Here is a 26,551-nt window from a genome sequence, read left to right as displayed (position 1 = left end):
TCGCCTCTGTCATTGATGGACCGAGCTGGATAAAAAAACTGCTCCAACGTCTACATGGTGCACAGGCATTTTAAACCGTGTTCTGCAGACCGTCCTTAACTCCGCACGAATCGAATCGTCTTCGTGCGCAGGTCGCGCAGAAACCTAGAAATCGAATCAAGGTATAAAGATGAGGACGTCTTGGATTGGTGCATTTGCCCAGTTTTCGGTTGTCCACCGCAGGCATCAATTGAATGCTGATGCCTGCGGGGCGTCTGCAGCGGCTAATAGGCGGAAGAGTTGATTCCCACAATTTGCGCAGGCGGCTTCGTCTGGGGGACATTTCGCCGTCGTGCTTTGGCTCGGATCGAAGCTGAAAACCGTCTGATCGAACGGGCTTATCTTTGAACGCCGTAGGAGCTTAATAATGGCCAATCCGAACAACAAAGCATTCGGATTGGCTGCTTTGCCCCTGAAGGCTGTGGGATAGGCTGCATTAGGTCGAATGGCCGAACATGGAGACGGTTGGCAGGCTCTGCTTGTAGGCAGTAAAATTTCGCCCTCCGTTTGATCGAATGCATATTCAAACGGCGTCACAAGTGGGGTATGTACGCCTTCGAAGATAAGGCTTAGTTTCGGGTCCAACCAAAAGCATCGACTCGGGTGATGATCTGTGGTGTAGAAACGGCAGCGGCGATATTTCCGGGCATGGGCAGGTCGATGACGTGAAACTTGTGGCCCGCGCCGCTTTTGATAATTGTGGCTGCTCCGCTTTCACTTGCACTTGCTGGGTTAGATGTGAAAACACCAATTGACGCGAGTTTGGCTAGACTTGCATAACGCGCCTCTTGTTGCCTAGGTTCAGCATTCATGCGCTGAAAAATTTCCATCGGAGAGAGTTATCGGTGTGCCAGTCCAGAACGACATGGAAGATGTTCTGTCGGATTGGGAAGTTGATCCAGGAAACACTACGCCGATTCCAAGATCGGTTTGGCTTAAGCCAACGATCATCCATATGCCGGCATTCGCGACATGAATACGCACTTTTCCACGTGCTTGCGGAGATGTCATGACTGGTTGCCCGTCGGTCCCGTCCGCCAAAACGACACTTTTGGGATCACAGTCGAGCATGCGCGATAGAATGAGTCGCAGCATCGAGCGTCCGACCAGGTAACGCTTGCTAAGAGCTGAATTAGGATAATTCTTTGCACGTCTCAGCTCTGCCGCGGAAAGCCAAGAGTAGGCTTGCTCCCGAGAGGTTGACAGCCATTCAGCGCGAAAACGCCACAAAGTCAAGGTTCCTCGTACCGGAAGATCGATGCAGGCGGCATACTTGAACTTTGCGGGACGTGCTATGAAGTCCAGCCCATTAATATAAAAAGCTGGGTGTCTTCTGCTTGGGCTCGACTTCCGGTAACGTCCATGAGTCTCGAGCAACATTTGGTTATCCTTTAAATATAGAAGACGCGTACACGCCGGCGCTTTCAATGCGCAGAGAGAGGGGGAAGCCTATCGAACTGGATATCTCAAAATCTACGTCGAGCTGGATGAATGAGCTGAGTTTCGTTACGTGTTATATAAATGGGATGCGACGATCTTCAAAAGATCGGTTGGAAGATCGAATGCCAAACTTGGCCGGCTTATCGTCAGCCGATTACATAGGTTAGGGTAGCGATCATGTTCTTATTCGTCGCCAATATCGTTTCGAGTTCTAAGTCGTTCTCGCCGCCAACTCTTTCGCGTAACAAATAGATTTGTGTTAATGGTGTCATATTTGTCACTCCCCCTAATGATAGTAAACGTAACTGCGGGCGCGAAAAATGTTGATTCCGTGTCGTTAAGAGACGCCGCAGCCTGTGAAGAAAGTTTGCAAGCCACGGCACGCTATGTCGCTCTGCGACGCATGGCGTCGCAGAGCGGAGGGGACCAAGCTCGAACCGCATCAATCGTGATTTGCTCGCCGGTGTCGCAATATCCTGCAATCGCATCGTTTGCCGGGGAGTTCCTCATCGAATACATTGCGGGGTCTCCATAGTTTCCTATAAATGGATTGGTCTCTGTGCTATTCCGGGCGTCATGAGCTCGACCCTTAGCATTCCATAAAAGTGGTCATGATTAATGAAGTTGGTCGTAAATGCAACACTTCTCATTTCGTTATGTAATGCAAAAACCCGTCAGCCCGGTCGTCGCTTAGTCAGAATGAATTGAATGTCGCGTGCGCGCGTTGTCAGCGTGCCAGCCGCCGCCCAACGCCCGATACATGGAAACCGCAGCCAGCAACCGCGCAAGACGCGTCTGGATGAGCTCGTCGTCGGCGCTGTAGAGCGTGCGCTGTGCATCCAAAACCGTAAGTGCGGTCTGCGCGCCTGCTTGATATCGACTTCTTGCGAGTTCCAGCGTGTGTTGCGCTTCGTGCCGTTCGTCGTCCTGTGCGCGATGTTGGGCGTCTGCGCCGGCTATCGCGTTGAGTGCGCGTTCGACATCTGCAAATGCCGTCACGATGGCCTGGCGGTATGCCGCGAGCAGTTCTTCCTCCTGCGCGAGCGCGAGGTCGCGCCCGGCCGCGAGTGCGCCGGCATCGAAGATCGGTGCCGTAAAGCCGTCCGCGAGACTGTAGAGAGGGTTGTCGAAGATGCGCCGGACCTGGTCGCCGCCAGTGCCCACATACGCGGTCAGCGTGATGCTGGGAAACATTGCCGCGCGGGCGGCGGCGACATCCGCGTGGGCCGCCGCAAGCTGCGCTTCCGCAAACGCGACATCCGGACGGCGCACGAGCAAGGACGACGGAACGCCTGCATCCACATCGGGCGCGCCGACCGAGTCGAGGGTGCGCGTCGCGACGGCGAAACCCGTCGCCGGAACGCCGAGAAGCGTGGCGAGCAGCGCCTCGCTGTCATCGGCCTGTTGATGCAGCGACGCCACCGTGCGCTGTTGCGACGCCACCAGCGTGCGCTGCTGCGCGACATCGAGCGCGGTCACGTAGCCCGCGCGAAATTGCGATTCGACAGTGCGCAGAATCTCGCGCGCGGTGTGCAGATTGCGCTCGGCGAGCGTCTCGCGTTCGCGCAACGCGACGGTCTGCAGCCAGCCATCGGCGACGTCGGCGGTCAGTGTCATCAGCACGGTCGCGCGATCGAAAGCGGAGGCGCGCACGCGCTCGATGGCGGCATCGCGCGTCGCACGATTCTTGCCCCAGAAGTCGATCTCGTAACTCGCGGACAGGCCGAGGTCGAACGCGCTGCCGCTAGGCAGATTGTCGTTGATCATAAAGCCGCCGACGCGGCTCGCATCGGCGAAACCGGTGACCGACGGCAGCCGCGCCGCGCCCGCGATGGTCGCGCTGGCGCGCGCCTGCTTCACCCGTGCGACGGCGGCGGCAAGATCGTTGTTCCGCGCCGATGCCTGTGCGACCAGCCGATCCAGTTCGACACTGCCGAAACTGCGCCACCAGTCGGCGCTGACGATATCGCCGCCGGCGGCGGACGATGCATGGCGATACGCGGCGGGCGTCGCGACATCGGCTGTCGGCAGCGGCGGACGGCTCAGACATCCGGAGAGCAGGGCGCACGTGGCGGCGGCCGTGAGGAACGTGAGTGAAGCAAGGGACGGGCATCGTTTCATGTCGGCCTCACTCGTTCGCCAGCGCGATCACCGGATCGAGGCGTGCGGCCTTGCGCGCGGGCATGAAGCCGAACACGAGCCCGGTGAGCAACGCGCACGCGAATGCGCCGATGATGGCGCGCACCGAGAAAATCGCCGGCACGTTCGCCGCGATCAGAACGGCGCCGATCAGCATGCCCGCGATCAGGCCGAGCGCACCGCCGATGCCCGACACGAGCATCGCTTCGGTAAGAAATTGCCGCATGATGTCGCGTTGCCGCGCGCCGGTCGCGATGCGAATGCCGATTTCGCGCGTGCGTTCCTTGACGGTCATCAGCATGATGTTCATCACGCCGATGCCGCCCACCAGCAGCGAGATGCCCGCGATCAGCCCGAGCATCAGCGTGAGCGTGTCCTGCGTCTCAGATTGCGCCTTGACCGACGCGGCGCGATCGTAGATGTGGAAATCGTGCAGATGATGCGCCTGCTCCAGCACCGCGCCGATCTCGGCCGCCGTCTGCGACGACAGCCCGATCCGCTGGACCAGAACCGAGATCCACGACAGATCGGTCGTGCCGAGCACGCGGCGGCTTCCGGTGGAGTACGGGATCAGCAGCACGTCGTCGTCGTCCGCATCGCCCGAGGTTGCGCCTTTTTCTTCCAGTTCGCCTATGACGAGGAAGGGCGCGTTGTTCACCAGCACGTACTTGCCGACCGGATTCGCATTGCCGAACAGCTTCTCGCGCAGACGCTTGCCGACGAGCGCGACCGTGGCCAGATTGTGTTCGTCGTTCTCATCGAAGAAAATGCCGCGCGCCGGCTTCCAGTTGAGCACGCGCGAGCCTTGCGGGCCGACCGCCCACAGCGAGGTGCGCGCGTCCTGATTGCCGTAACGCACGGTTATGTTGCCGGTCAAAAAAGGCATCGCGAATTCGACATTCGGCACGCGCGACACGAGTTCGACATCCGCCACCGAGAGCGTGCCGCCCAGCGCGTGCGCGCTCGGACCATCGGGCGTCACATACATGCGGTTCGTGCCGAAGCTCGCCATTTTGGCGATCACCTCGCGCTCCGTGCCTCGGCCGATCGCCAGCATGACGATCACCGACGCCACGCCGATGATGATTCCGAGCAGCGTCAGCAGCGTGCGAAAGCGATTGATCCAGACCACGCGCCACGCGGCGCGCAACGCTTCCTGCGCGTCCGCTGCGAACGATGCGGTGTGCGTCGCGCCGTGCGACATCGCGTCGAGCATCGCGTGTGCCGCTGCGCCTTCAGGCGGTGACGCCTGCGTGACCGCGCGTCCCGAATCCGCGACGATCTCGCCATCGCGAATCTCGATCACGCGGCGCGCCTGCGCGGCCACCTGCCGGTCATGCGTGATGAGGATGATTGTGTGGCCTGCCGCCGACAGATCGGCGAGCAGCGCCATCACTTCGATGCCGCTCCTGGAATCGAGCGCGCCGGTCGGTTCGTCGGCCAGCACGATATGTCCGCCGTTCATCAGCGCGCGACCGATCGACACGCGCTGCTGCTGTCCGCCGGACAACTGATGCGGCCGATGATCGAGCCGGGCCGCCAAGCCGAGCCGCGTCAGCAGTTCCGTCGCGCGGGTGCGGCGCGCGTCCGGCGACATGCCCGAATACACTGCGGGCAACTCGACGTTCTCGCGCGCAGTCTCGGTCGCGATCAGGTGATAGCCCTGAAACACGAAGCCGAACGCCTCGCGACGCAACCACGCGAGTTCGTCGGGGCCGAGTTCGACGACATCGCGCCCGGCGAAGCGATAGCTGCCCGACGATGGCCGGTCGAGGCAGCCGAGGATATGCATCAGCGTGGATTTGCCTGAGCCGGACGCGCCGACGATGGCGACGAACTCGCCCGCCGCGATCGATAGCGTCACGCCGCGCAGTACGTCGACCGGCGGCTCGCCGTCATGGCCGCTGTACGATTTTCGCAGGTCGCGCACGTCGATGAGCGGCGCGCCGGCGGAGGACACGGGCGTCACCATTCGAATTTGCCGTCGGCGCCACGCACGCGGCGGATGCCGGTGACGAGGCGATCGCCCGGCGCGAGACCCACGCGCACTTCGGCATTGAGCCGGTCGCGTATGCCGACGCGCACGTCGCGCGTCACGATATGACCGTCGACCAGCACGCGAGCGCTGTACCGGTCGTTCGAACCGGCTACCGCGACCAGCGCGGATAATGGCGCAATGGGCACGTCGCGGGCCTGCTCCGCGATGAAGAACACCTGCGCGCTCATTTGCGGCATCAGTTGGTTGTCCTCGTTGCGCACGTCGAACAACACGGTGTAGGACACGACCTTCCCCGCGTTGGCCGCATTGGCGGCGGGTGCCGCCTGCTGCTCGCCGTTGGCGGGCGCGGCGGCATTCGGCGGCGAAGGGAGCACCTGCCGCACCGTGCCGTTCCAGCGCTTGTCCGTGCCGAGCGTCGTGAACCAAACCGGCATGCGCGGCTTGACCTTCAGCACGTCGGCTTCGGACACTTGAGTCCAGACGGTCATCGTCGAAAGATCGGCGATACGCAGGATGATCGGCGTCTGATAGGTCGCGTTGAGCGTCTGCCCTTCCCGCGCGTCGAGCGTGACGATGGTGCCGGACATCGGCGCATAGATTTTCGTGTAGCCGAGCTGGGCTTCGTCGCCTTGCAGCGTGGCGCGCGCGCCGTCGATTTCCGCCTGCAGGTCCGCGACCGTCGCGCGCGAGGATTGCCATACGGAGAGGGCGCTTTGCAGGTCTTCATCGCGCGTCGAGCCTTCCGACATCATGCGGCGCTGACGCTCGTACTGATGCTGCGTGAAGTCGAGCTTCGCCTGCTCGCCGCGGAGCTTGGCGCGCAGGCTGGTGAGCGCGGATGCATCGACATCGTAACGGGCCTGCTGCACGCTCGGATCGATCTCGACCAGCAGTTGCCCCTTTTTCACCGCGTCGCCGGGCTGCACCGTGATACGGCGGATTTCTCCCGACGCCTGCGAACCGATATCGACATAACTATGCGGCTGCAAGGTGCCGAGCGCGGTGACGCTCGCCTGAATGTCGCCGCGCGCGATCGGCACCGTGTCGATGTGCTCGACCGTCCTGAACAGCAGCGCCCAGAACACGAACAGGATCAGCAGCAGGATGGCGGCGAAAACGGCGACGCGCGGGGAAAGTTTGATGGGTTGTCTCATTGAAGCGTGATGAGTCGGCCTCGGCGGCGGGCGCACGCGCGACCTCGCTCTTTGCTTTGTATTGACGCCCGCGATCGCAACGTTTGCGTCGCGCTCGACGCGCCCCGCGCAAGTCAGGATGAATCAGGACGCGCCGGTGCTGGCCGGGGCGGTCCATTCGCGCACGAACCCGGCGCGCTCGGGACGCGCCGCGCCACGTCCGGAAAAACGCTGCGGCGTGCCGACGAACAGAAAGCCCAGCAGTCGCTCGGCGGGACCGAAACCGAGCGCCGCGTGCATCGCCGGTTCGTAGGCGTCGTCGCCGGTCGCCCAGAAGCCGCCGTAGCCGAGCGCATGAATCGCGTTCAGCAGGTTCATCGTCGCCGCGCCCACGGACATCAGTTGCTCGATTTCCGGTACGTGCGAGGTGTCGTCGACGGCTGCGCCCAGCGCGATTACCATCGGCGCGGCGAACGCCTTCTGACGGCGATGCGCATGCGCCGAACGCGGTTCATCGGGCGTTCGCGCGCAGGCGAGATCGACGAGCACGTCGCCCAGCGCGCCGCGCGCCTCGCCTCGCACCAGCACGAAACGCCAGGGACGCAGACGCGCATGATCCGGCGCGCGCAACGCGGCATCGAAGATCTGCGCGAGTTCGGCGTCGCTGGGTCCCGGCTCGGCGAGCGGCCAGTGCGACTGGCGCGTCAGAAGCGAGTCGAGGACGACCTGCGAACGGTTGATATTGTCGGTGAGCGCGGCGTTGGGAATCGGCGAATTCATCGCTTTCTCGAGCGGGAAGATAGACGGCCGTCATGATGGCGGACTTTCTGTTGCAATGCAAATGATTCGCATTTGATCTAATGAAGCGATCCATCGGATGCATACGGGCGAAGCATCGATCCAAGATATTTGCGTCATTCTTTCAATGTGCTAAAGGAGCGGCGATCGATCTTCAGCCGCTTGACAAAGCCGGACTCGACGCTCAAAGTACCACTTCCAAACAGCAATGATTCTCATTTATACATGCTGCAGCGGCGTTCGGCGACCACTGCGAAAAGCCGTTGCGCATCGAGCGGCCAGATGAGATTCATTGCGTCCTTTACCCGTGGCAGCCGCTCGGCTGCAGTTCCATCGGAGCGATCAATGAGCTGGGGCGACGACGACACCAACTTCCACGTAGTCATCAACGACGAAGAGCAGTATTCGATCTGGCCGGACTACAAAACAATTCCCGCCGGATGGCGGCAGGCAGGCAAGTCGGGCAAGAAGGCGGAATGCCTCGCGCATATCGACGAAGTCTGGACCGACATGCGTCCGCTCAGTCTGCGTCGCGCGATGGACGCCGATACCGCCGCCCGGAGCCAGGCCGATTCGGCTGCCTGACGCATGACGGTCGCCGCCGCGGCCGGCGTGCACGCGCCGGCGCTGCAACTCTTCTGTCTCGCGCATGCCGGCGGCGCTGCCTCGCGGTATCGGCGATGGTCGCAGGTTCTGCCCGCACAGGTGCAGGTCGTGCCGCTCGAACTCCCGGGGCACGGCGCGCGCCGCGATACGCCGGCGCATGTGCAATGGCCCGCGCTGATCGACGCCGTGTGCGACGAGTGGCGTCGCGCGCGTGACCCGTCGCTGCCGTTCGCAGTGTTCGGGCACAGCATGGGTGCGCTGATCGGGTTCGAACTGCTCCATGCGTTGCGCGCGCGAGGTTGGGGCGCGGCGCGCTGGTTCGGGGCGTCTGCATCGGTTGCGCCGGTTTGCCGCGTTCGCGAGACGCATTGGCTCGACAGCACCATCGATCAGATGATCGACAAGCTGCGCACGCTCGGCGGCACGCCGGACGCGCTGCTCGAAGATCGCGATCTGATCGGATTTCTGATGCCGACACTGCGTGCCGACTTTCATCTGTGCGGCACGTATGCGCCGGGATGCGGCGCGAACGCGGTCGCGGGCACGCGCGAGCCGCTCGACTGCGCGCTCACCGTGTTCACGGGCCGCGACGATCCCGCCACCGCGCGCGCGGACGATGTCGCGCGCTGGCGGGACGAAACACGCGGTGCGTTCGCTCATCGCCGTTTCGACGGCGGTCATTTCTATCTCGATGTATCGCCGGTCGCGGTTCTGCAAAACGTCGCCGATGCGCTTTCGCACGGCACGCCGGCGCACGTGCCGACTGGTGCAAGAGGTGAAGCATGGATGCAATGATCAGCAGCAGGAGCAACAGCGAAGCGACGCTCCGCGAGCGCGTGATCGAGGAAAACGGTACACGCGTGCTTGTGATCGAACCCGCGAACGGTGCGGATGCCGCCTTGCCGGCCGCGTTGCGCGAGCGCGTCGACGCCGCGAAAAGGCAGTTCGGCGGCGTGCTGCTGCGCGGTTTCGCGCCGCTGGACGCGGGCGCCTTCAATGCGTTCACCGCGAGTTTCGGCAAACCTTTGCTTTCTTACGAATTCGCATCGACGCCGCGCAGCCGCATCGAAAAGGACGTGTACTCGTCGACCGAATATCCGGCCGACCAGTGGATCGATCAGCATAACGAGCAATCCTACACGCTCAAATGGCCGGGCTCGATCTGGTTCTATTGCGATATCGCCGCCGCGACGGGCGGGTCGACGCCGGTCGCCGACAGCCGTCTCGTGTATCGACGGCTGGACCCGGCGCTGCGCCGGCGTTTCGCCGAGCACGGCGTGATGTACGTGCGCAACTACGGCAACGGCCTCGATGTGCCCTGGGAGCAGGTGTTCGGCACGGAGGATCGCGCCGAAGTCGAGCGCTATTGCCGTGCGAACCGGATCGACTACGAATGGCTCGACGATGGCGAGGCGTTGCGCACGCGTCAGGTGTGCCAGTCGGAATTGCGCCATCCGCTGACGGACGAGATGGTCTGGTTCAACCAGGCGCATTTGTTCCACGTCTCCGGCCTGCCGGACGCGGTGCGCGAAGCGTTGCTCGAGGTCGTCGACGAAGACAGGCTGCCGCGCAATACGCTGTTCGGCGACGGCTCGCCGATCGACGCTTCCATGCTCGGCGAGATCCGCGCGGTCTATCGCGACACGATGCTCGCGTTCCCGTGGCAAGCCGGCGATGCGCTGGTGCTCGACAACCTCCTGATGTCGCATGGCCGCGCACCGTTTTCCGGCAAGCGCCGCGTGCTGGTCGCGATGAGCGCCTGAACCTGCCGGCGCTTCCAGCCGGACACGCAGGCGCATGCCCGCGCCGCCGCGAACCCCTTCGAATTCACACCATTCATGACCGAGATCGCCCGCGAAGTGTCGAAAGAACTGTTGTCCATTTCGACCGCCTACGTTGCCCTGCCGCCGGACAAGCGCGAAGCGTTTCGCGAACGGCTGAAGAAGGGCGGCATCGACGCGGCGCGTCTGCCGATCGTGCGCTATCCCGATCGCGACCGGCGCTTTCCGTTGTCGCACGCGCAGGAGCGTTTGTGGTTCCTGTGGCGTCTGGATCCATCGAGCGCGGCGTACAACGTGACCGGCGCGGTGCGATTGCGCGGCAAGCTCGACACGGCGGCGTTGCGTCGTGCGCTGGAGCGCGTCGTCGCGACCCATGAGAGTCTGCGCCAGCGATTCGGCGAGGCCGATGGCGTGCCGTTTCAGCGCACCGGTCCGTGCGAGTACGGCTGGGAAGCGTTCGATCTCGACGACGCCGGCAATCTCGACGCCACGCTGGCCCATCGTTCGGCGCTGCCGTTCGATCTCGAAAGCGGCCCGCTGCTGCGCGTCGCGCTGATCGCGCTCGGACCGGACGACCGGATGCTGCATATCGCGGTCCATCACATCGTCGCGGACGGCTTGTCGATCGAGGTGTTGGTGGCGGCGCTGGCCTCGGCCTATCGCGAAGCATCCGATGCGCGCGAACGCGATGTGCATCAAGCAACCGTCGACCCCGCACCGCTGCAATACGTCGACTATGCGCAATGGCAGCGCGAGTGGTTCGACGAAGACACCCTCGCGCGTCAGCTCGACTATTGGCGCGAACGGCTCGGCCACGATCATCCGGTGCTCGAACTGCCGCATTCGCGCACGCGCGCCGGCATGCGCAGCGGCGCGGGCGCGCGGCTCGCGCGGGTGGTATCGCCCGCGTTGCAGGCCGCGCTCACACGCGTGTCGCTTGCGGCCGATGCCACGCCGTTCATGACATTGCTCGCGGCCTACGATCTCCTGCTCGCGCGTTACAGCGGCCAGAACGATATCCGCGTCGGCGTGCCGGTCGCGGGACGCGATCGCGCGGAAACGGCGGGCATCATCGGCTTCTTCGTCAACACGCTGGTGATCCGCACGGCGTTCGCCGGCGTGGCGAGCTTCGCGCAACTGCTGGCGCGCGTGCGCGAGCGCGTGCTCGAAGCGCAGAATCACGCGGATTTGCCGTTCACGAAGCTCGTCGAGGCCTTGCAGCCGCAGCGCAGCTTCGGCCATACGCCGCTGTTTCAAGCGATGTTCAACTATCTCGGCGCGGATCGCGACACGCTGCAACTGCCGGGACTCGATGTTGCGAATCATGAAGTGGTCACGCAGACGGCGCGCTTCGATCTCGTGCTCGAAGCGCGCGAACGTGCGCATGGACTCGAAATCGCGTTCGTCTACGCGGACGATCTGTTCGATGCCGCGATGATCGGCCAGATGCTCGATCACTACGTCTGCCTTTTGGAGCAGATCGCAAGCGACGTCACCCGATCTCTCGGCGCATTCGAACTGACGCGCGAGCATGCCGCGTTGCCGCCGAAGAAGGCCTTCGTGCCGGTGTCCGCGCGCTTCGCGCAGAGCGTCGCGCGCCAACCGGATCCGCTCGCCGTGCACTGCGAAGGCGAGCGCGTGACCTACGCCGAACTCGACGCGTGGGCCGCGCACATCGCGCGGCGGCTCGTGCGGGCGGGTGTGCGCGGCGACGATCGCGTCGGCATCTGCATGACGCGCTCCGTCGCGATGGTCGCCGCGCTGCTCGGCACGCTGCGTTCGCCCGGCGCGTTCGTGCCGCTCGATCCCGCGTATCCGGCTGAGCGTCTCGCGATGATGATGGACGACGCCGGTGTACGCGTCGTGCTGACCGATGCCAGCGCGCTCGCGCTATGCGGCGCGCTGTTCGAAGGCCGCACGGCGCTCGACATAGGCGCGCCCGGCGCGCAAACGTCGGACGCGCCCGCGCCCACGCACACGCCGCATCCCGAACAACTCGCCTATGTCATCTACACGTCGGGCTCGACCGGGCGGCCCAAGGGCGTGGCGATCAGCCACGGCGCGTTCGCCTCGCATCTCGATGACTTCATGGCGGCGCACCGGATCGGCGCGGACGATACCGTGCTGCAATCCTCCACCATCAATTTCGACGTGGCGCTGCACGAATTGCTGCCCGCGCTGCTGCAAGGCGGCAAGGTCGAGATGCGCGGCCAGCAGCCGTGGGACATCGACACGACCAGCCGCCATCTGATCGACGCGCGCGTCACGTTCTCGCGCCTGCCGACCGCCTATTGGCAGCAGTGGCTGCGCTCGCCGCCGCCTGCCGGGTCGCTGGCGGCGTTGCGGCAGATCACCGTCGGCGGCGAAGGTTTGCCGGGCGACGCGCTCGCGCAATGGCGCAACGGGCCGCTCGGGCATATCGGTCTCGCTAATCTCTATGGCCCGACGGAGACCACCGTCGCCTGCATGTTTCGCGCGACGACCGCCGACGATGTCACGCATGCGATCGTGTCGATCGGCGTGCCGTATGCATCGCGCACGGCACGGGTGCTCGACCACAATGGCAACGATGCGCCCGTCGGCGCGCTGGGCGAGTTGTGCATTGGCGGGCATACGCTCGCGCGCGGCTATCTCGACCGGCCCGCGCTGACGGCCGACCGCTTCGTGCCGGATCGGTCCGCACCCGGCGCGCGGCTGTATCGCACCGGCGATCTGTGCCGGCGTCGCGCGGATGGCGCGATCGATTTTCTGGGGCGGCTCGATCAGCAGATCAAGCTGCGCGGCATCCGTATCGAACCGGGCGAGATCGAGGCGGCATTGCGTCGCCAGCCCGGCGTCGCGACTGCGGTCGTCGTACTCGCCACCGATTCGGGCACGCCGCGTCTGGTCGCGTATGTCGTCGGAAAGCGTCGGGGAAACGAAACTGTCGCGCTCGACGGGGCGGCGCTGCAACGGGCGCTCGCGCAGGAACTTCCGGCGCATATGGTGCCCGCGGCGTTCGCCGTGCTCGACGCATTGCCGGTCATGCAAAACGGCAAGGTCGACCGCGCGGCCTTGCCTGCGGTCGGCATCGTCACGACGGACGAGCGCATCGCGCCGCGCAACGAGCCGGAGCGCATCATGCTCTCGCTGTGGACGTCGGTGCTGGGCCGCGACGAACTGAGCATCGACGACAATTTCTTCGCCGTCGGCGGCGATTCGATCCTGAGCCTGCAACTGATCGCGCGGGCGCGGGCGCAGGGCTGGCTGCTCACGCCGCGACAGGTTTTCGAGCAGCCGACCATCGCCCGTCTGGCGGCGGTGATGCAGCCGCTGGAGTCGCATCGCGCGATGGCCGAAGTGTTGGAGCCGTTACCGCTCACGCCGATACAGACATGGTTCTTCTCGCGCTATCCCGAAGGCGAGCCACACTGGAACCAGTCGGTGCTGCTCGACGTGCGCGGCGACATGGATACGAACGCGCTCGAACGCGCGCTGCATACGGTCGTCGCCCGTCACGACGCGCTGCGTCTGCGCTTCGAGCGCCGCGCCGACGGCTGGCGGCAGCAGGTGAGCCGCGACGTGCCGGACGATCTGATGACCGTGAGCGATCTGCGAGATCGCGGTGACGAATGGATCGCGGCGCTGACCGCGCAGGGCCAGCGCGCGCAACGCCGACTGGACCTGCAGGCGGGCCGCCTGCTACAGGCCGTCTACTTCAACATTCCCGCTCACGAAGAGGGCGCCGCGCGCGGCCGGCTGCTGCTCGTGATTCATCACCTCGCGGTAGATGGCGTGTCGTGGCGCATTCTGCTGGGCGATATCGAGGCCGCCATGCTCGCCCTGGGCGAGGGCCGCGCCCCCGCGCTCGATGCGGCGACGCCGTGGGGCGCGTGGGTGGTCGCGCAGCGCGCGGCAGTGACGGACGAGCGTTTACACGCGGCGCTGCCCGCGTGGCGCGAGGCCTTGCAAGACGCGCAGCCGACGCTCGAATCCGCGCGCGGCACGACCGCCACCAGCCGCGTGCTCGACTGGCGGCTCGACGCGGCGGCAACCGAGCGATTGCGCCACGCCGCGCCGCGTGCGTATCGGCTCGGCATCGACGAACTGCTGCTGGCCGCGCTGACGCGCGCCGTCGCTGCCACGTTCGGCGGCACGGGCGCATTGCTCGCGCTGGAAGGACACGGACGCGATACGCAAGCCGCTCAGGCCATCGACGTGAGCCGGACCGTCGGCTGGTTCACGACGCGCTATCCGGTCTGGCTGCGCGCTTTTTCCGACGATGCCGCGACGCTCGTCGCGACCAAGGAACGCTTGCGCACGCTGCCCGACGATGGCGCGTCGTGGGGCTGGCTGCACGCCTGGGGCGACGAAGCCGCACGCGACGCGCTGGGCCGCTTGCCCGCGCCGCGCATCAGCTTCAACTACCTCGGCCAGTTCGATCAAAACCTCGCCGCCGACGGCGCGTTCGGCTTCGCCCACGAAAACGCGGGTGATCCACAACCGGATCATGAAGCGCTCGTCTATGCGCTGGACCTGAACGGCATGATCGTCGACGGATGCCTGTCGTTCGGCTGGCGTTACGATCTCGCCGTCTTGCCGCAGACGCAGGTTCACGCATTGATGCAGGCGTTCGACGCCGAAGTGGCGCGGCTCGTCGAGCACTGCGCGCACGCGAGCCCGCGCCCGACCGCCAGCGATTTCCCGCTGGCCGGCATCGCGCAGGACGCGTTCGACGCGCTCGATTTGCCGGCGAGCGGCATCGAGGATATCTATCCGGCGACGCCGTTGCAGCAAGGGCTCGTGTTCCACAGCCTGATGCACCCCGGCGCGTATGTGAACCGCAAGCGTCTGACCTTGCACGGCGCGCTCGACATCGACGCGATGCGCGCGGCGTGGGACATCGTCGTCGCGCGGCATGCGGTGTTGCGCACGCGTTTCGCTCGCGCGCATGGCGGCGAGATGCTGCAAATCGTGCAGACGCGCGTGCCTGAATTCTTCGCCGTCCACGACTGGCGCAATCGCGACGACTACGCATCGGCCTTCGCCGACTGGTTCGGCCAGCGCGCGCCGGCGCTGATCGATCTGAACGCCGCGCCTTTGCTGCACGTCGCGTTGTTCAGGCGCCCCGACGGCGCGCACGATCTCGCGTGGATCAATCATCACGCGCTCGCCGACGGCTGGAGCAGCGCGCAATTGCTGAGCGAACTGGCCCGCGCCTACCGTGCGCTGAGCCGGGGCGAATCGCCCGCGCTCGACCCGGTCGTGCCGTATCGGTCCTATATCGAATGGCTGCGCGCACAGCCCGATTCGGAAGATGGCTGGCGCGCTCGGCTGGCGCGCGCCGATCGTCCGGCGCTGTTGCTCGACAGCGTGCCGGCCGTGCATGCGGCGGACGTGTCCGGCGAGTTTCATCATCGCGACGAATCGCTCGATGCGGCGCTCGGTGCCGCGCTCGCCCATGCCGCGCAGAGCTGCGGCGTGACGCTCAATACTTTGATTCAGGGCGCGTGGGCGCTGCTGCTCGCGCGCTTCGGCAATCGTCGTCAGGCGGCGTTCGGGGTGACGGTGGCGGGGCGTCCGGCGGACCTCCCGCGCGCGGAAGCCATTCAGGGTTTGTTCATCAACAGCTTGCCGCTTTGGGTCGACGTGCCGTCCGGCCAGAGCGTGGCTGACTGGCTGCGCGATTTGCAGCGCGCCAATGTCGAACTGCGTCAGTCGGGCCACACGCCGCTGTCGTCGATTCAGCGATGGGCGGGGCAGGGCTTCGGCGCGCTGTTCGATTCCCTGCTGGTGTTCGAAAACTTTCCGGTCGATCCGGCGCTCGACGATGGTTCGCTCGGCCTGAGCGTGAGCGCGTCGGCATCGTTCGAGCGGACGCATTACCCGTTGACGCTCGGCATCGTGCCGGGTGAATGCATTGCGCTCGAATGGAGCTGGGATGCGCGGCGTCTGCCGGATGCGACGCTCGATATCGTGCGGCACGCGTATGCGGCGCTGCTGCGGCAACTGGCCGATGGCGCGGCGCACGCGAGGCCGCTCGGCACGCTTCGCGTACCGGGCCGCGAAGCGGTGCGCGGCAAGGCGGACGGCGGGGAAGCGCACGCCTACCGGCCGTTCGTCGCGCGTTTCGATGCGCAAGTGTGCGCGCGGCCCGACGCGCCTGCCGTCCATTGCGATGGCGTGACGCTGACGTATCGCGAACTCAATGCATGGGCCAATCGCATCGCGCATCGGCTCGCGGCGGCGGGCGTCGGGCATGAAGCGCGCGTCGGCGTGTTCGTCGAACGCTCCGCCGCGATGATCGCGGCGCTGATCGGCGCGATGAAGGCGGGCGGCGCGTATGTGCCGCTCGATCCCGCATATCCGCGCGAACGGCTTCGCGACATGGTCGACGACGCGGGACTCGCCGCCCTGCTCACCGACGCGAGCACGCATGCGAAGCACGTGGAACTGGACGTTGCGCGCATCCGGGTCGATGAGACCGAAGGCGTGCCGGACACCGCTCGCGCATGCACGTTGCATCCGGCGCAGCTTGCCTACGTGATCTACACCTCCGGCTCGACGGGCAAGCCCAAGGGCGTCGGCATCGGCCACGGCGCGCTGAGTCTGCATCTGGACGATTTCATCGCGGAGAACGGTCTGAGCGCGGACGATCGCGCGCTGCAGTTCGCGACCATCAATTTCGACGGCGCGGTGGAACATGTCTTCGCGACGCTCGCGGTGGGCGCGTCGCTGGAAGTGCGCGGTCCGGTGTTGTGGACCGGTGACGAATTCACCCGCGTGCTGCGCGAGCGCCGCATCACGATCGCGGATCTGCCGACCGGCTACTGGAAGCAGTGGGCGCAACAACTACCGGCCGATACGGCGGATCTCGCGCTGCGCCGCGTCACTGTCGGCGGCGAAGCGCTGCCGGGCGCGGCGCTCGCGGGCTGGTTCGCGGGACCGCTTGCGGACTGCACGCTCGTCAACACCTACGGCCCGACCGAAGCCAGCGTGACGACCTCGGGGCAACGCGTGGGCGTCGCGGACGCACGTAGCGTTTCGGTATCGATCGGCCGGCCGTGGGCGTCGCGTCACTATTGCATCGTCGATGCGGACGGCGAGCCGGTGCCCGAGGGCGGGCTCGGCGAACTCTGCATCGGCGGGGCGACGCTCGCGCGCGGCTATCTCGGCCGCGCCGCGCAGACCGCCGAGCGCTTCATCCCCGATCCGGCGGGCGCGCCGGGCGCGCGCCTCTATCGCACGGGCGACCTGTGCCGCTGGCACGCGGACGGCAGCGTGGCGTTCCTCGGCCGGATCGACGAGCAGGTCAAAGTGCGCGGTTATCGCATCGAACCGGGCGAGGTCGAGCGGGCATTGCGCGCGCGGCCCGGCGTGGTCGAAGCCGTCGTGATCGTGCGCGGCGAACAGGAAGCGCGGCGCTTGCTGGGCTATGTCGTGCGCGAAGCCGGCGCAAGCGTCGAGCAAGCGGCGTTGCTGGAAGCGCTCGCGGGCGTGCTGCCATCGTATATGGTGCCGTCGGCCATCGCCGTGCTCGACGCGCTGCCGACGCTGCCCAACGGCAAGCTCGATCGCCGCGCCTTGCCGGACATCGATACGGATCACCGCGCCTATGTCGCGCCGGCGGCGGGCATCGAGTCCACCGTTGCGGAGATCTGGCAAACGGTGCTCGGCGTCGCGCGCGTCGGCGCCCGCGACGACTTCTTCGCGCTCGGCGGCCATTCGCTGCTCGCGCTGCAAGTGGCGGCACGACTGCAACGCACGCTCGGCCGCGAGATTGCGCTGCGCCTGCTATTCGATCATCCGCTGCTGAATGCGCTCGCCGCCGCGCTCGAACAGCCGCCCGTGCCTCGGGCCGATGCGCCTCGCCGCGAGCCGTTGCGCCGTCTGCATCGACGTGAAGTGCACGCGACGCACGGCCAGGAGCGTCTGTGGTTCCTGTGGCGTCTGACGCCCGACAACCCGGCCTACCATCTGAACTTCGCCGTGACGCTCGACGGCGCGCTCGACGCTTGCGCGCTGCATGCCGCGTTCGATGCGGTGATCGAACGTCACGAAATGCTGCACAGCCGATTCGAGGAACGCGACGGCGCGCCGTGGCTGATCGTCGACGAAACGCTCGGCGGCGAGTGGTCGGAGGCGACTTTCCCCACGGCCGCGACCGACGCGACCGATGCGACCGATGCGACCAGCGCCGCCGACCCGCATCCCGCGCTCGCGGCCTGGCTGCACGACGGCGCGACGCGGCCCTTCGATCTGGCGCGCGGCCCGCTGCTGCGCGCGCAACTCGCGCGACTGCGCGACGACTCCCACGTATTCGGCCTGACGGTGCATCACATCGCGGCGGATGGCTGGTCGATGAATCTGCTGATCGACGAACTGCTCACGGCGTATGCGTCGCTGCGTCACGGCGCTGCGCCCGCGCTCGCGCCGCTGCCGGTTCAATACACGGATTTCGCCGTCTGGCAGCGCGAGTCAGTGGACCGCGCGGCGCTCGCCCGGCAGCTCGACTACTGGCGTGTGCGTCTGGGCGACGAACAACCGGTGCTGGAACTGCCGTCGGACCGGCCGCGTCCCGCCCGGCGCGATGCGCATGGCGGCGAGGTCGACGCGCCGCTGGATCCGTCGCTCGCCGATGCGCTGCAAGCCTACGCGCGCGCTCACGATGCGACCTTGTTCATGACGCTGCTGGCGGCGTTCCACGCGCTGCTGCATCGCTACGGCGGCCAGCGCGATATCCGCGTGGGCATTCCGCTCGGCGGGCGCGAGCCGATCGAGACGGAACCGCTGATCGGTTTCTTCGTCAACACGGCCGTGGTGCGCGCGGACATGTCGGGTGGCGTCGCGTTCGACGATTTGCTGGCGGAAGTGCGGCAACACGTCCTCGACGCGCACGCAAATCAGGACGTGCCGTTCGCCCGGATCGTGGATGCGTTGCAACCCGCGCGCGTGGCGAGCCATACGCCGCTGTTCCAGGCGATGTTCAATCTCGACGTGCCGGCCGCGCCGCTCGAACGGCATGCCGGCACGGGTCTGCGCTGGTCCGCGCTGGAAGCCGGGCGGAAGGCCGCGCAATTCGATCTGACGCTCAACGTCACGGTCGGCGCGCGCATCGGGCTGTCGTTCAGCTATGCGGCCGATCTGTTCGACCGGGCGACGGTCGAACGCGTGCTGCGCGATTATGTCGGCGTGTTGCGGCATATCGTGCGGTCGGATGCGCCGCGTCTGCGCGATTTCCAACTGGAGGCGCAAGCGGTCGCGCAACGCGGCGCGAGCGCGGATTTGCCGCTCGTGCCGCTCGTGCCGCTTGTGCCGTTCGTGCCGTTCGTGCCGGTTCACGCGCGCGTGGCGGAGCAGGCGCGCCGCACTCCGGATGCCATCGCCGTGCGATGCGACGGCGCGGCGCTCGGTTACGCCGAACTGGACGCGCGGGCGACCCGCCTCGCACATCGTCTGCGACGCCTGGGCGTGACGGCGGAAACGCAAGTGGGCGTCTGCATCGCGCGTTCGCCGCTGATGCTGGTCGCGACGCTCGCCGTCATGAAAACCGGCGCGGCCTACGTGCCGCTCGATCCGGGCTATCCGGTCGCGCATCTCGCGGGCATGGCCGAAGATGCGCGACTCGTCTGCACGCTCGCCGATGCCGCCGGCCGCGACCGTCTGGCGGAAATCGCGGGCGCTCATGTGCTCGTCGACGTCGAGCGGGACGAGCCCGCGGACGATGCCCCGCTTGCGCCGACGTTTGCACCAATATACGCAGCGCAGTCGGCCTACGTGATCTACACGTCCGGCTCGACCGGCAAGCCGAAAGGCGTCGCTGTATCGCACGGCGCACTCACGCGTTTTCTCGACAGCATGCAGGCGCGCCTGCAATTGCACGCCGACGACGTGTGGCTCGCCGTGACGACGCTGTCCTTCGACATCGCCGCGCTGGAACTGTATCTGCCTCTGCTGACGGGCGGCACGATCGAACTGGCGACGCGCGAAACGATCGCGGATGGCCGTCGTCTGGCGACGCTGATCGAACGCTCGAATGCGAGCGTCATGCAGGCGACGCCGATGGGCTGGCGCGTCCTGCTCGACGGCGGCTGGACGAATCGGCGCGCCGCCGCCATGCCGTCGAATCCGTCGCGTGCGATGCGTGCGCTGTGCGGCGGCGAAGCGTTGCCCGCCGATCTTGCCGACGCGCTCCATGCGCGCGGCGTGCAACTGTGGAACCTGTACGGGCCGACTGAAACGACCATCTGGTCGAGCGCCGCGCGACTCGAAGCCGGTGCATCGATCACGCTCGGCGCGCCGCTCGAACACACGACGCTGATGGTGCTCGACGCCGACGGCAATCCGGTGCCGGAGAACGGCATCGGCGAGTTGTGCATCGGCGGAGACAATCTCGCGCGCGGATATACACGTCGGCCCGGACTCACCGCCGAGCGCTTCATGCCGGATCCGCACGGCGCGCCGGGCGCGCGTCTTTATCGCACGGGCGATTTGTGTCGCGTGCGCCGTGGCGGCGCGCTCGACTATCTCGGCCGCGCCGATCAGCAAACCAAACTGCGGGGCTTTCGCATCGAACTGGGCGAGACCGAGGCCGCGTTGCGCGCGCTCGACGGCGTGGACGATGCCGCTTGTCAGATTCAGGGCGAAGGCACGGCGCGCCGCCTCGTCGCGTTCGTGACGGGCGATGCCGGGCGGCCGGACCCGGCCACGCTGCGTGCATGGCTCGCGAGCCGTCTGCCGCCGCAGCAGGTGCCCGCGCAGATCGTGCGGCTGGATGCCTTGCCGCTGACCTCGAACGGCAAGCTCGACCGCCGCGCGCTGCCGATGCTGACCTCGCGCGCGTCGCACGACTATCAGCCGCCGGTCACGCCGACGCAGACGCTCTTGTGCGACGTCTGGGCGGACGTGCTGGCCGTGGATCGCGTCGGAATCGACGACGATTTCTTCGTGCTCGGCGGTCACTCGCTGCTCGCTGTGCGCGTGGCGGCGCGGATGGGCGAGGCGCTGGGCCGCAAGATCGAATTGACGTCGTTGTTCGAGCATCCGGTACTCGCCGATCTGGCCGAACGACTCGACCGCGACGCGCCCGCATCCGGCGACGCCGCCGGCCCTCACACGCTCGACGCATTGCAGGATTTGCTGGACTCGCTATGACCGACACGATCTCCCGCTCGCCGCGCGCCGACGCCGCGTCGCGCCGTCCCGACGCCATGCATCTCGCGCGCCAGTACGCGTCGCTTGCCGAGGACAAACGCGCGCTGTTCCGCGCCCGCGCCCGTGCGCAACAACTGGATGCGGGCGCGCTGCCGGTCGTGCCGCTCGCGCCACGCCCGGCGCGTTTTCCGTTGCTGCCCGCGCAGGAACGCCTGTGGTTTCTCTGGTGTCTCGATCCGCATCACGCGGGTTATCACATCGCGCATACGCTGCGGCTCACCGGTCGCCTGGATATCGCGGCATTGCAGCGCGCGCTCGCGCAACTGGTGCGGCGTCACGAGGCGTTGAGATTGCGCTTCGAGGCGCAAGACGGCGTGCCGGTGCAAACCGTGACCGGCGACGCCCACTATCGCTTCGAGCAGACGCGTGTCGCGGACGAAGGCGCGTCGCTCGACGACGCGTTGCGCGCGTTCGCCTGCGCGCCGTTCGATCTCCAGCACGGGCCGCTGCTTCGCGTCGCGTTGTTCGAGACGAGCCGCGATCGGCATGTGCTTCAGTTCGTCGTGCATCACATCGTCGCGGATGCGTGGTCGATGGACGTCCTGTTCCGCGATCTCCTCACGCTCTATCGCGCTGAACGCGATGAAGGCATCGAACGCGCTGCGTGCGCCTTGCCGCCGCTGCCGGTGCAACTGGCCGACTACGCGCTCTGGCAACGCGAGTGGGGCGCGGACGAACGGCTCGCGGAGCAGATCGTCCATTGGCGCGAACGGCTCGACGGCGCGCCCGCTGCGCTCACCTTGCCGCGCGACGTGCCGCCGCGCGCGACACGTTCGCACGATGGCGGACTCGCGCGCGTGCACTTGCCGCCCGCGTTTGCCGACGTGGCGCGCCGCATCGCGCGTGAGCGGCGCACGACGTTGTTTACCGTGCTGCTCGCCGTGTTCGACGTGCTGCTGTATCGATATTCCGGGCAACGAACGGTCGTGGTCGGCGTGCCGACGGCCGGGCGGGCGCGCTCGGAACTGGAGCAGGTCGTCGGATTCTTCGTCAACACGCTGATCGTGCGCGCCGATCTCGACGGCGCGCACGCCTTCGACGCGATGCTCACGCGTCTGCACGAACGCGTGCTCGACGCGCAGGCGCATCAGGATGTGCCGTTCGCGAAGCTGGTCGAGGCGCTGGGCGTGGAACGCCATCTCGATAGCTCGCCGCTGTTTCAGGTGATGTTCGATCTCGCCGTCGATGCGCCGGATTCCGCCGAGCCGGAAAGCGTGCCCGGTTTGCGGGTCGAATCGATCGGCGACAAGGCCGTCACCGCGCGCTTCGATCTGGCCTTGAACGCGCGCGATCGCGGCGCGGGACGCGGTATCGATCTGGCGTTGACGTATGCGCAAGACCGCTTCGTCGCGTCGACCGCGCAGCGCATGCTCGACGACTACGCCGCGTTGCTCGAACAGATCGCGGCGCAACCCGCGCGGCGCATCGGCGATCTGGCCGCGCGCGGGATGCCGCCGCGCCGCGCCGATTCGCTCGCGCGCAGCACGACGCCCGCGCATGTGCGTGTCGCGCAACGAGCGCGGCTGTGTCCGGCGCGCATCGCGTTGCGCTGCGAAGGCGCGTCGCTCACGTATGCGGAACTGGCCGGCTGGGGAGGGCGCATCGCGCTGACGTTGCGCGCGGATGGCATCGCGCCGGGCGAGCGCATCGGTCTGATGCTCGAACGCTCGCTCGCGCTGCCGGCGGCGTTGCTCGGCGTGCTTGAAGCAGGCGGCGCGTTCGTGCCGCTCGATCCCGAGTATCCGGAAGCGCGTCTGCGCGCGATGATCGACGACGCCCGCGTGACCCGCATCGTCGTCGACGAGACGACGCGCGAACGCTGGCGCGACCTGCTCGCGCCGCTGCGGCCGATATCCGCGCCCGCCGCGCGCACGGCGACGAACCTGTCGGCGCGCGACGACCGCGCATGGACCCTCTGGCCGGACGCGCTCGCCTACGTGATCTACACCTCCGGCTCGACGGGCACGCCGAAGGGCGTCGCCATTTCGCATCGCTCGCTCGCGCTGCATCTGGAAGATTTTCTGCACGATCACCGCATCGCGGAGACGGACGTCGTGCTGCAATCGTCGACCATCAATTTCGACGTCGCGCTGCATGAGCTGTTGCCCGCGCTGATCGCGGGCGGCCGCGTCGTGATGCGCGGCCCGCGCGCGTGGGAACTGGAGACGCTGAACCGCACGCTGATCGACGAGCGCGTGAGCTTCGCGCGTATCCCGACCGCGCTGTGGCAGCAATGGCGCATCGCGCTGCCGCCGGCCGCCGAGATCGCGCTGCGCCAGATCACCGTCGGCGGCGAAGGCCTGCCGGGCGACGCGTTGCAGCGCTGGTTCGAAGGCCCGCTCGCGCACGTGGCCATCGACAATCTCTATGGGCCGACGGAAACCACGGTCGCGGCGCTGCATCATCCGGTGACGCACGGCGACACGGGGCACGCGATCGTCGCGATCGGGCAATGCTATCCGTCGCGCCACGCGTATGTGGCGGATGCCGACGGCAATCGCGCGCCCGATGGCGCGCCCGGCGAACTGTGCATCGGTGGCGCGACGCTGGCGCAAGGCTATCTCGGCCGCGCCGCGCTCACCGCCGAACGCTTCGTGCCGGATCCGTACGGCGAACCCGGTTCGCGGACGTATCGCAGCGGCGATCTGTGCCGCGCGCGCACGGACGGCGTCATCGACTTTCTGGGGCGGATCGATCAGCAAGTGAAGCTGCGCGGGCATCGCATCGAACTGGGTGAAATCGAAGTCGCGCTGCGTCGTGTCGATGGCGTGCGCGAAGCGATTGCCGACGTGCGCGGCGAGGGCGATCGCAAGCGGCTGGTCGCGTATTTCACGGGCGATGCGCCGCCGGATCGCGTACGCGCCACGCTCGCAGGCGCGTTGCCTGCCTCGCATGTGCCGTCCGTCTGCATGCGGCTCGATGCGTTGCCGACGCTGCACAACGGCAAGCTCGACCGCCGCGCGCTGCCCGATCCCGATGGGCTGTTGGAGACTGGTTCCGATGCGCCGGACGGCGCGCGGGAGAGCGCGCTGCTCGCGGTATGGCGTACCGTGCTGGGCCGGCAGGATATCGGCGTCACGGATAATTTTTTTGAACTCGGCGGCGATTCGATTTCCAGCCTGCGCGTGATCGCCCAGACGCGCGGCGCGGGATGGACCGTCACGGCGCGGCAGGTATTCGAACATCCGACCGTGCGCGCATTGGCCCGCGTGGCGCGCGCAGCCGACGCGCAAGCCGCGTCGAGCGTGACGTTGTCCGGGCCGGTCGATGCGCCGCTCGCGCCGATGCAGCACTGGTTCTTCGAACGCTTCCCGGCCGCGCCGTCGCGCTGGAATCAGGCGGTGCTGCTGCGTTGCGCCGACACGCTCGATGTCGGCGCCTTGCGCACGGCGCTCGCCGCGCTGCTCGCCACGCACGACGCGTTGCGCGCGCGCTTTCGCCACGACGCGATTCACGACGAGTGGACGCAGACCATCGCGCCGCCGTCGGCGGCGCGCGCAATGGCGGAGGATGCGCTGCTCGTCGAGGAAATGCGCGCTGCCGCCGGCCCCGCCGATGCCGCCGCGCGCATCGAGGCGATCGCGGAGCGCGTGCACGGCAGTCTCGATCTGGCGGACGGCCCGCTGCTGCGCGCCGCGTGTCTCGCGACGCCGGAAGGGTCGCGGCTGCTGGTCGCGGTTCATCATCTGGTGATCGACGGCGTGTCGTGGCGCATCCTGCTCGACGACCTGATGACCGCCTACGAAGCGGCGCGCACGCCCGGCGCGCGCGTCGCGTTGCCGGCGCCCGCCACGACGTGGGCGCAATGGACGACGTCGCTCGCGCACTACGCGCGCTTGCCCGAGCATCTAGGCGAATTGGCGTGGTGGCAGGCGCAACTGGGCCACGCCGCGCCGTTCGCAAAGCCGCTGGGCGACGCGACGCTCGCAACCGACTGGACACTCGACTTATCGGCCACGCGCCGTCTGACGGAGTCGGGCGCGCGGATCGACGAAGTGCTGCTTGCCGCGCTCGCGCATGCGTGCGCCGAACATCTGCCGGAGATGCCCGCGGTCGTCGAAATGGAAGGACATGGCCGGACGGATCGCGTCGCGGATCTCGATCTGAGCCGCACGATCGGCTGGTTCACGACGCAGTTTCCGCTGCGGCTGAACGCGCTGGACGATCCGCACGCGACGCGCCGCGCGATCTCCACGGCGTTGCAGACGGTGCCTGCCGCCGGGCTGCACTACAACCTGTTCCGCTTCGCCGGGACGCCTGCCACGCGCGCGACGCTGGCCGCGCTCCCGCCGACGACGCTCGGCTTCAACTATCTCGGCCGTTTCGAAGAGCGGCTGAGCGAAGGGCGCTTCGCATTCGCGGCGGAAGACAGCGGCAACGGCACGCGCGATAGCGTCGCTGCGGGGCCGCGTCACGTGCTCGATCTGAACGGTCTGATCGCGGGCGGTTGCCTCAAGGTGGACTGGAGCGCGGCGGCGTCGACGATCGACGCGCAACGGCTCGGCCGCCTCATCGCCACGTTCGATACGCACGTGCGCGCGCAGGTCCTCGACACGCACGCGGTGACGGAGGCGAAGCCGCGCGCATCCGGCTTGGCGCTGTTCGACGGCCTCATGCGCGCCGCGCCCGTCGTCACATCGGACGACGACGACACGCATCGGGCCTTCGAGGTCTGGCGTCAGCGCTTCATCACCGAGGCGATGCTTTGTCCGTCGATAGATGCCTGCGTGCAGCCGCTCAACGCGAGCGGCGCGCCGCTGAACCTGTTCTGCTTTTACCCGGGCTTCGGGATGGTCGGCGAGTACCGCTTTTTGGCCGCCGCCTTGCAGGGCGTGGCGTCGGTGATCGCGCTGCGCTCGCCCGCCTTCGCCGGCGATGCGCGCGTTCACGCCGATTCGTTCGACGCGCTCGCCGAAATCTGCGTGGGGCAGGTGCTCGATGTGCAATCGAGCGGACCGTTCCGGCTGCTCGGCTGGTCGCTCGGCGGCAGGCTCGCGTTCGCCGTGGCCGCACGGTTGCGCGCGCGCGGTTTCGAGGTCGACTTTCTGGGCCTGCTCGATACCGCGACGCACACCGGCGACATGCCGGAAGCCACGTCCGCGGCCGACGACGCGCTGTCCGCGTGGCTCGACGCACAAGCGGACGGCGCACGCCTGCGCGCGCTATTCGAACGCACGACGTCGATCGACGAGATGCATTACCGGCTGCGCGTCGCGCACGCGTTGCCTCGCATCGACGTGCCGCTGAGCTTCTGGCGCGCGACACGCGACACGTCGGCGCAACGCGAACGCGACTGGCAGCCGTGGACGAGCGCAGCGGTGCACGAGATCGGCATCGACGCGACGCACAGCGGCATCGTGCATCACCCGGCGGCGCATGCGGGCGTGATCGAACGGCTGCGCGCGCTGATCGACGGATGACAG

General features: G+C 66.9%; 11 protein-coding genes. 5 read left to right on the top strand and 6 right to left on the bottom strand.

The features are described from left to right. Positions 1–608: 608 nt before the first annotated feature. The 6 genes from QCE79_RS33965 to QCE79_RS33940 form a co-directional block, all read right to left on the bottom strand. Complete coding sequence (locus QCE79_RS33965; RefSeq protein ID WP_309852007.1) at positions 609–851, bottom strand: hypothetical protein; 243 nt, start codon at positions 849–851, stop codon at positions 609–611. After that, positions 841–1,419 (bottom strand): hypothetical protein, encoded by a 579-nt coding sequence (locus QCE79_RS33960; protein ID WP_309852004.1) that lies wholly within the window; start codon positions 1,417–1,419, stop codon positions 841–843. Before QCE79_RS33960 ends, QCE79_RS33965 begins: the two co-directional genes overlap by 11 nt. Before the next feature lie 750 nt (positions 1,420–2,169). Further along, positions 2,170–3,600 (bottom strand): efflux transporter outer membrane subunit, encoded by a 1,431-nt coding sequence (locus QCE79_RS33955; RefSeq protein ID WP_309852001.1) that lies wholly within the window; start codon positions 3,598–3,600, stop codon positions 2,170–2,172. Between the two features lie 7 nt (positions 3,601–3,607). Continuing rightward, complete coding sequence (locus QCE79_RS33950; protein ID WP_309851999.1) at positions 3,608–5,578, bottom strand: MacB family efflux pump subunit; 1,971 nt, start codon at positions 5,576–5,578, stop codon at positions 3,608–3,610. 5 nt (positions 5,579–5,583) lie between these two features. Then, positions 5,584–6,771 carry an efflux RND transporter periplasmic adaptor subunit gene (locus QCE79_RS33945; RefSeq protein WP_309851997.1) on the bottom strand — a complete coding sequence of 396 codons (1,188 nt, stop codon included), beginning with the start codon at positions 6,769–6,771 and terminating at the stop codon, positions 5,584–5,586. 123 nt (positions 6,772–6,894) lie between these two features. Next, entirely contained in the window at positions 6,895–7,530 is a 636-nt protein-coding gene (locus QCE79_RS33940) for a nitroreductase (protein ID WP_309851994.1), read from the bottom strand. 363 nt (positions 7,531–7,893) lie between these two features. Here QCE79_RS33940 and QCE79_RS33935 point away from each other — a divergent pair, with 363 nt between their 5' ends. From QCE79_RS33935 to QCE79_RS33915, 5 genes are all read left to right on the top strand, one after another. After that, positions 7,894–8,133 carry an MbtH family NRPS accessory protein gene (locus QCE79_RS33935; protein WP_309851991.1) on the top strand — a complete coding sequence of 80 codons (240 nt, stop codon included), beginning with the start codon at positions 7,894–7,896 and terminating at the stop codon, positions 8,131–8,133. Between the two features lie 3 nt (positions 8,134–8,136). Further along, positions 8,137–8,949: an alpha/beta fold hydrolase gene (locus QCE79_RS33930; RefSeq protein ID WP_309851989.1), complete on the top strand. Its 813-nt coding sequence runs from the start codon at positions 8,137–8,139 to the stop codon at positions 8,947–8,949. Continuing rightward, positions 8,937–9,917 carry a TauD/TfdA family dioxygenase gene (locus QCE79_RS33925; protein ID WP_309851986.1) on the top strand — a complete coding sequence of 327 codons (981 nt, stop codon included), beginning with the start codon at positions 8,937–8,939 and terminating at the stop codon, positions 9,915–9,917. Before QCE79_RS33930 ends, QCE79_RS33925 begins: the two co-directional genes overlap by 13 nt. A 75-nt stretch (positions 9,918–9,992) precedes the next feature. Further along, positions 9,993–21,068 (top strand): non-ribosomal peptide synthetase, encoded by an 11,076-nt coding sequence (locus QCE79_RS33920; RefSeq protein WP_309851984.1) that lies wholly within the window; start codon positions 9,993–9,995, stop codon positions 21,066–21,068. Beyond that, on the top strand, positions 21,065–26,548 hold the full coding sequence (locus QCE79_RS33915) for a non-ribosomal peptide synthetase (RefSeq protein WP_309851981.1): 5,484 nt from the start codon (positions 21,065–21,067) through the stop codon (positions 26,546–26,548). Before QCE79_RS33920 ends, QCE79_RS33915 begins: the two co-directional genes overlap by 4 nt. Positions 26,549–26,551 lie beyond the last annotated feature (3 nt).

Origin of the sequence: Caballeronia sp. LZ003 (assembly GCF_031451465.1) — a bacterium.
Classification (GTDB): domain Bacteria; phylum Pseudomonadota; class Gammaproteobacteria; order Burkholderiales; family Burkholderiaceae; genus Caballeronia.
The sequence above is the reverse complement of the archived record's forward strand: the minus strand, read 5'-3'. Positions and strand labels throughout refer to the sequence as shown.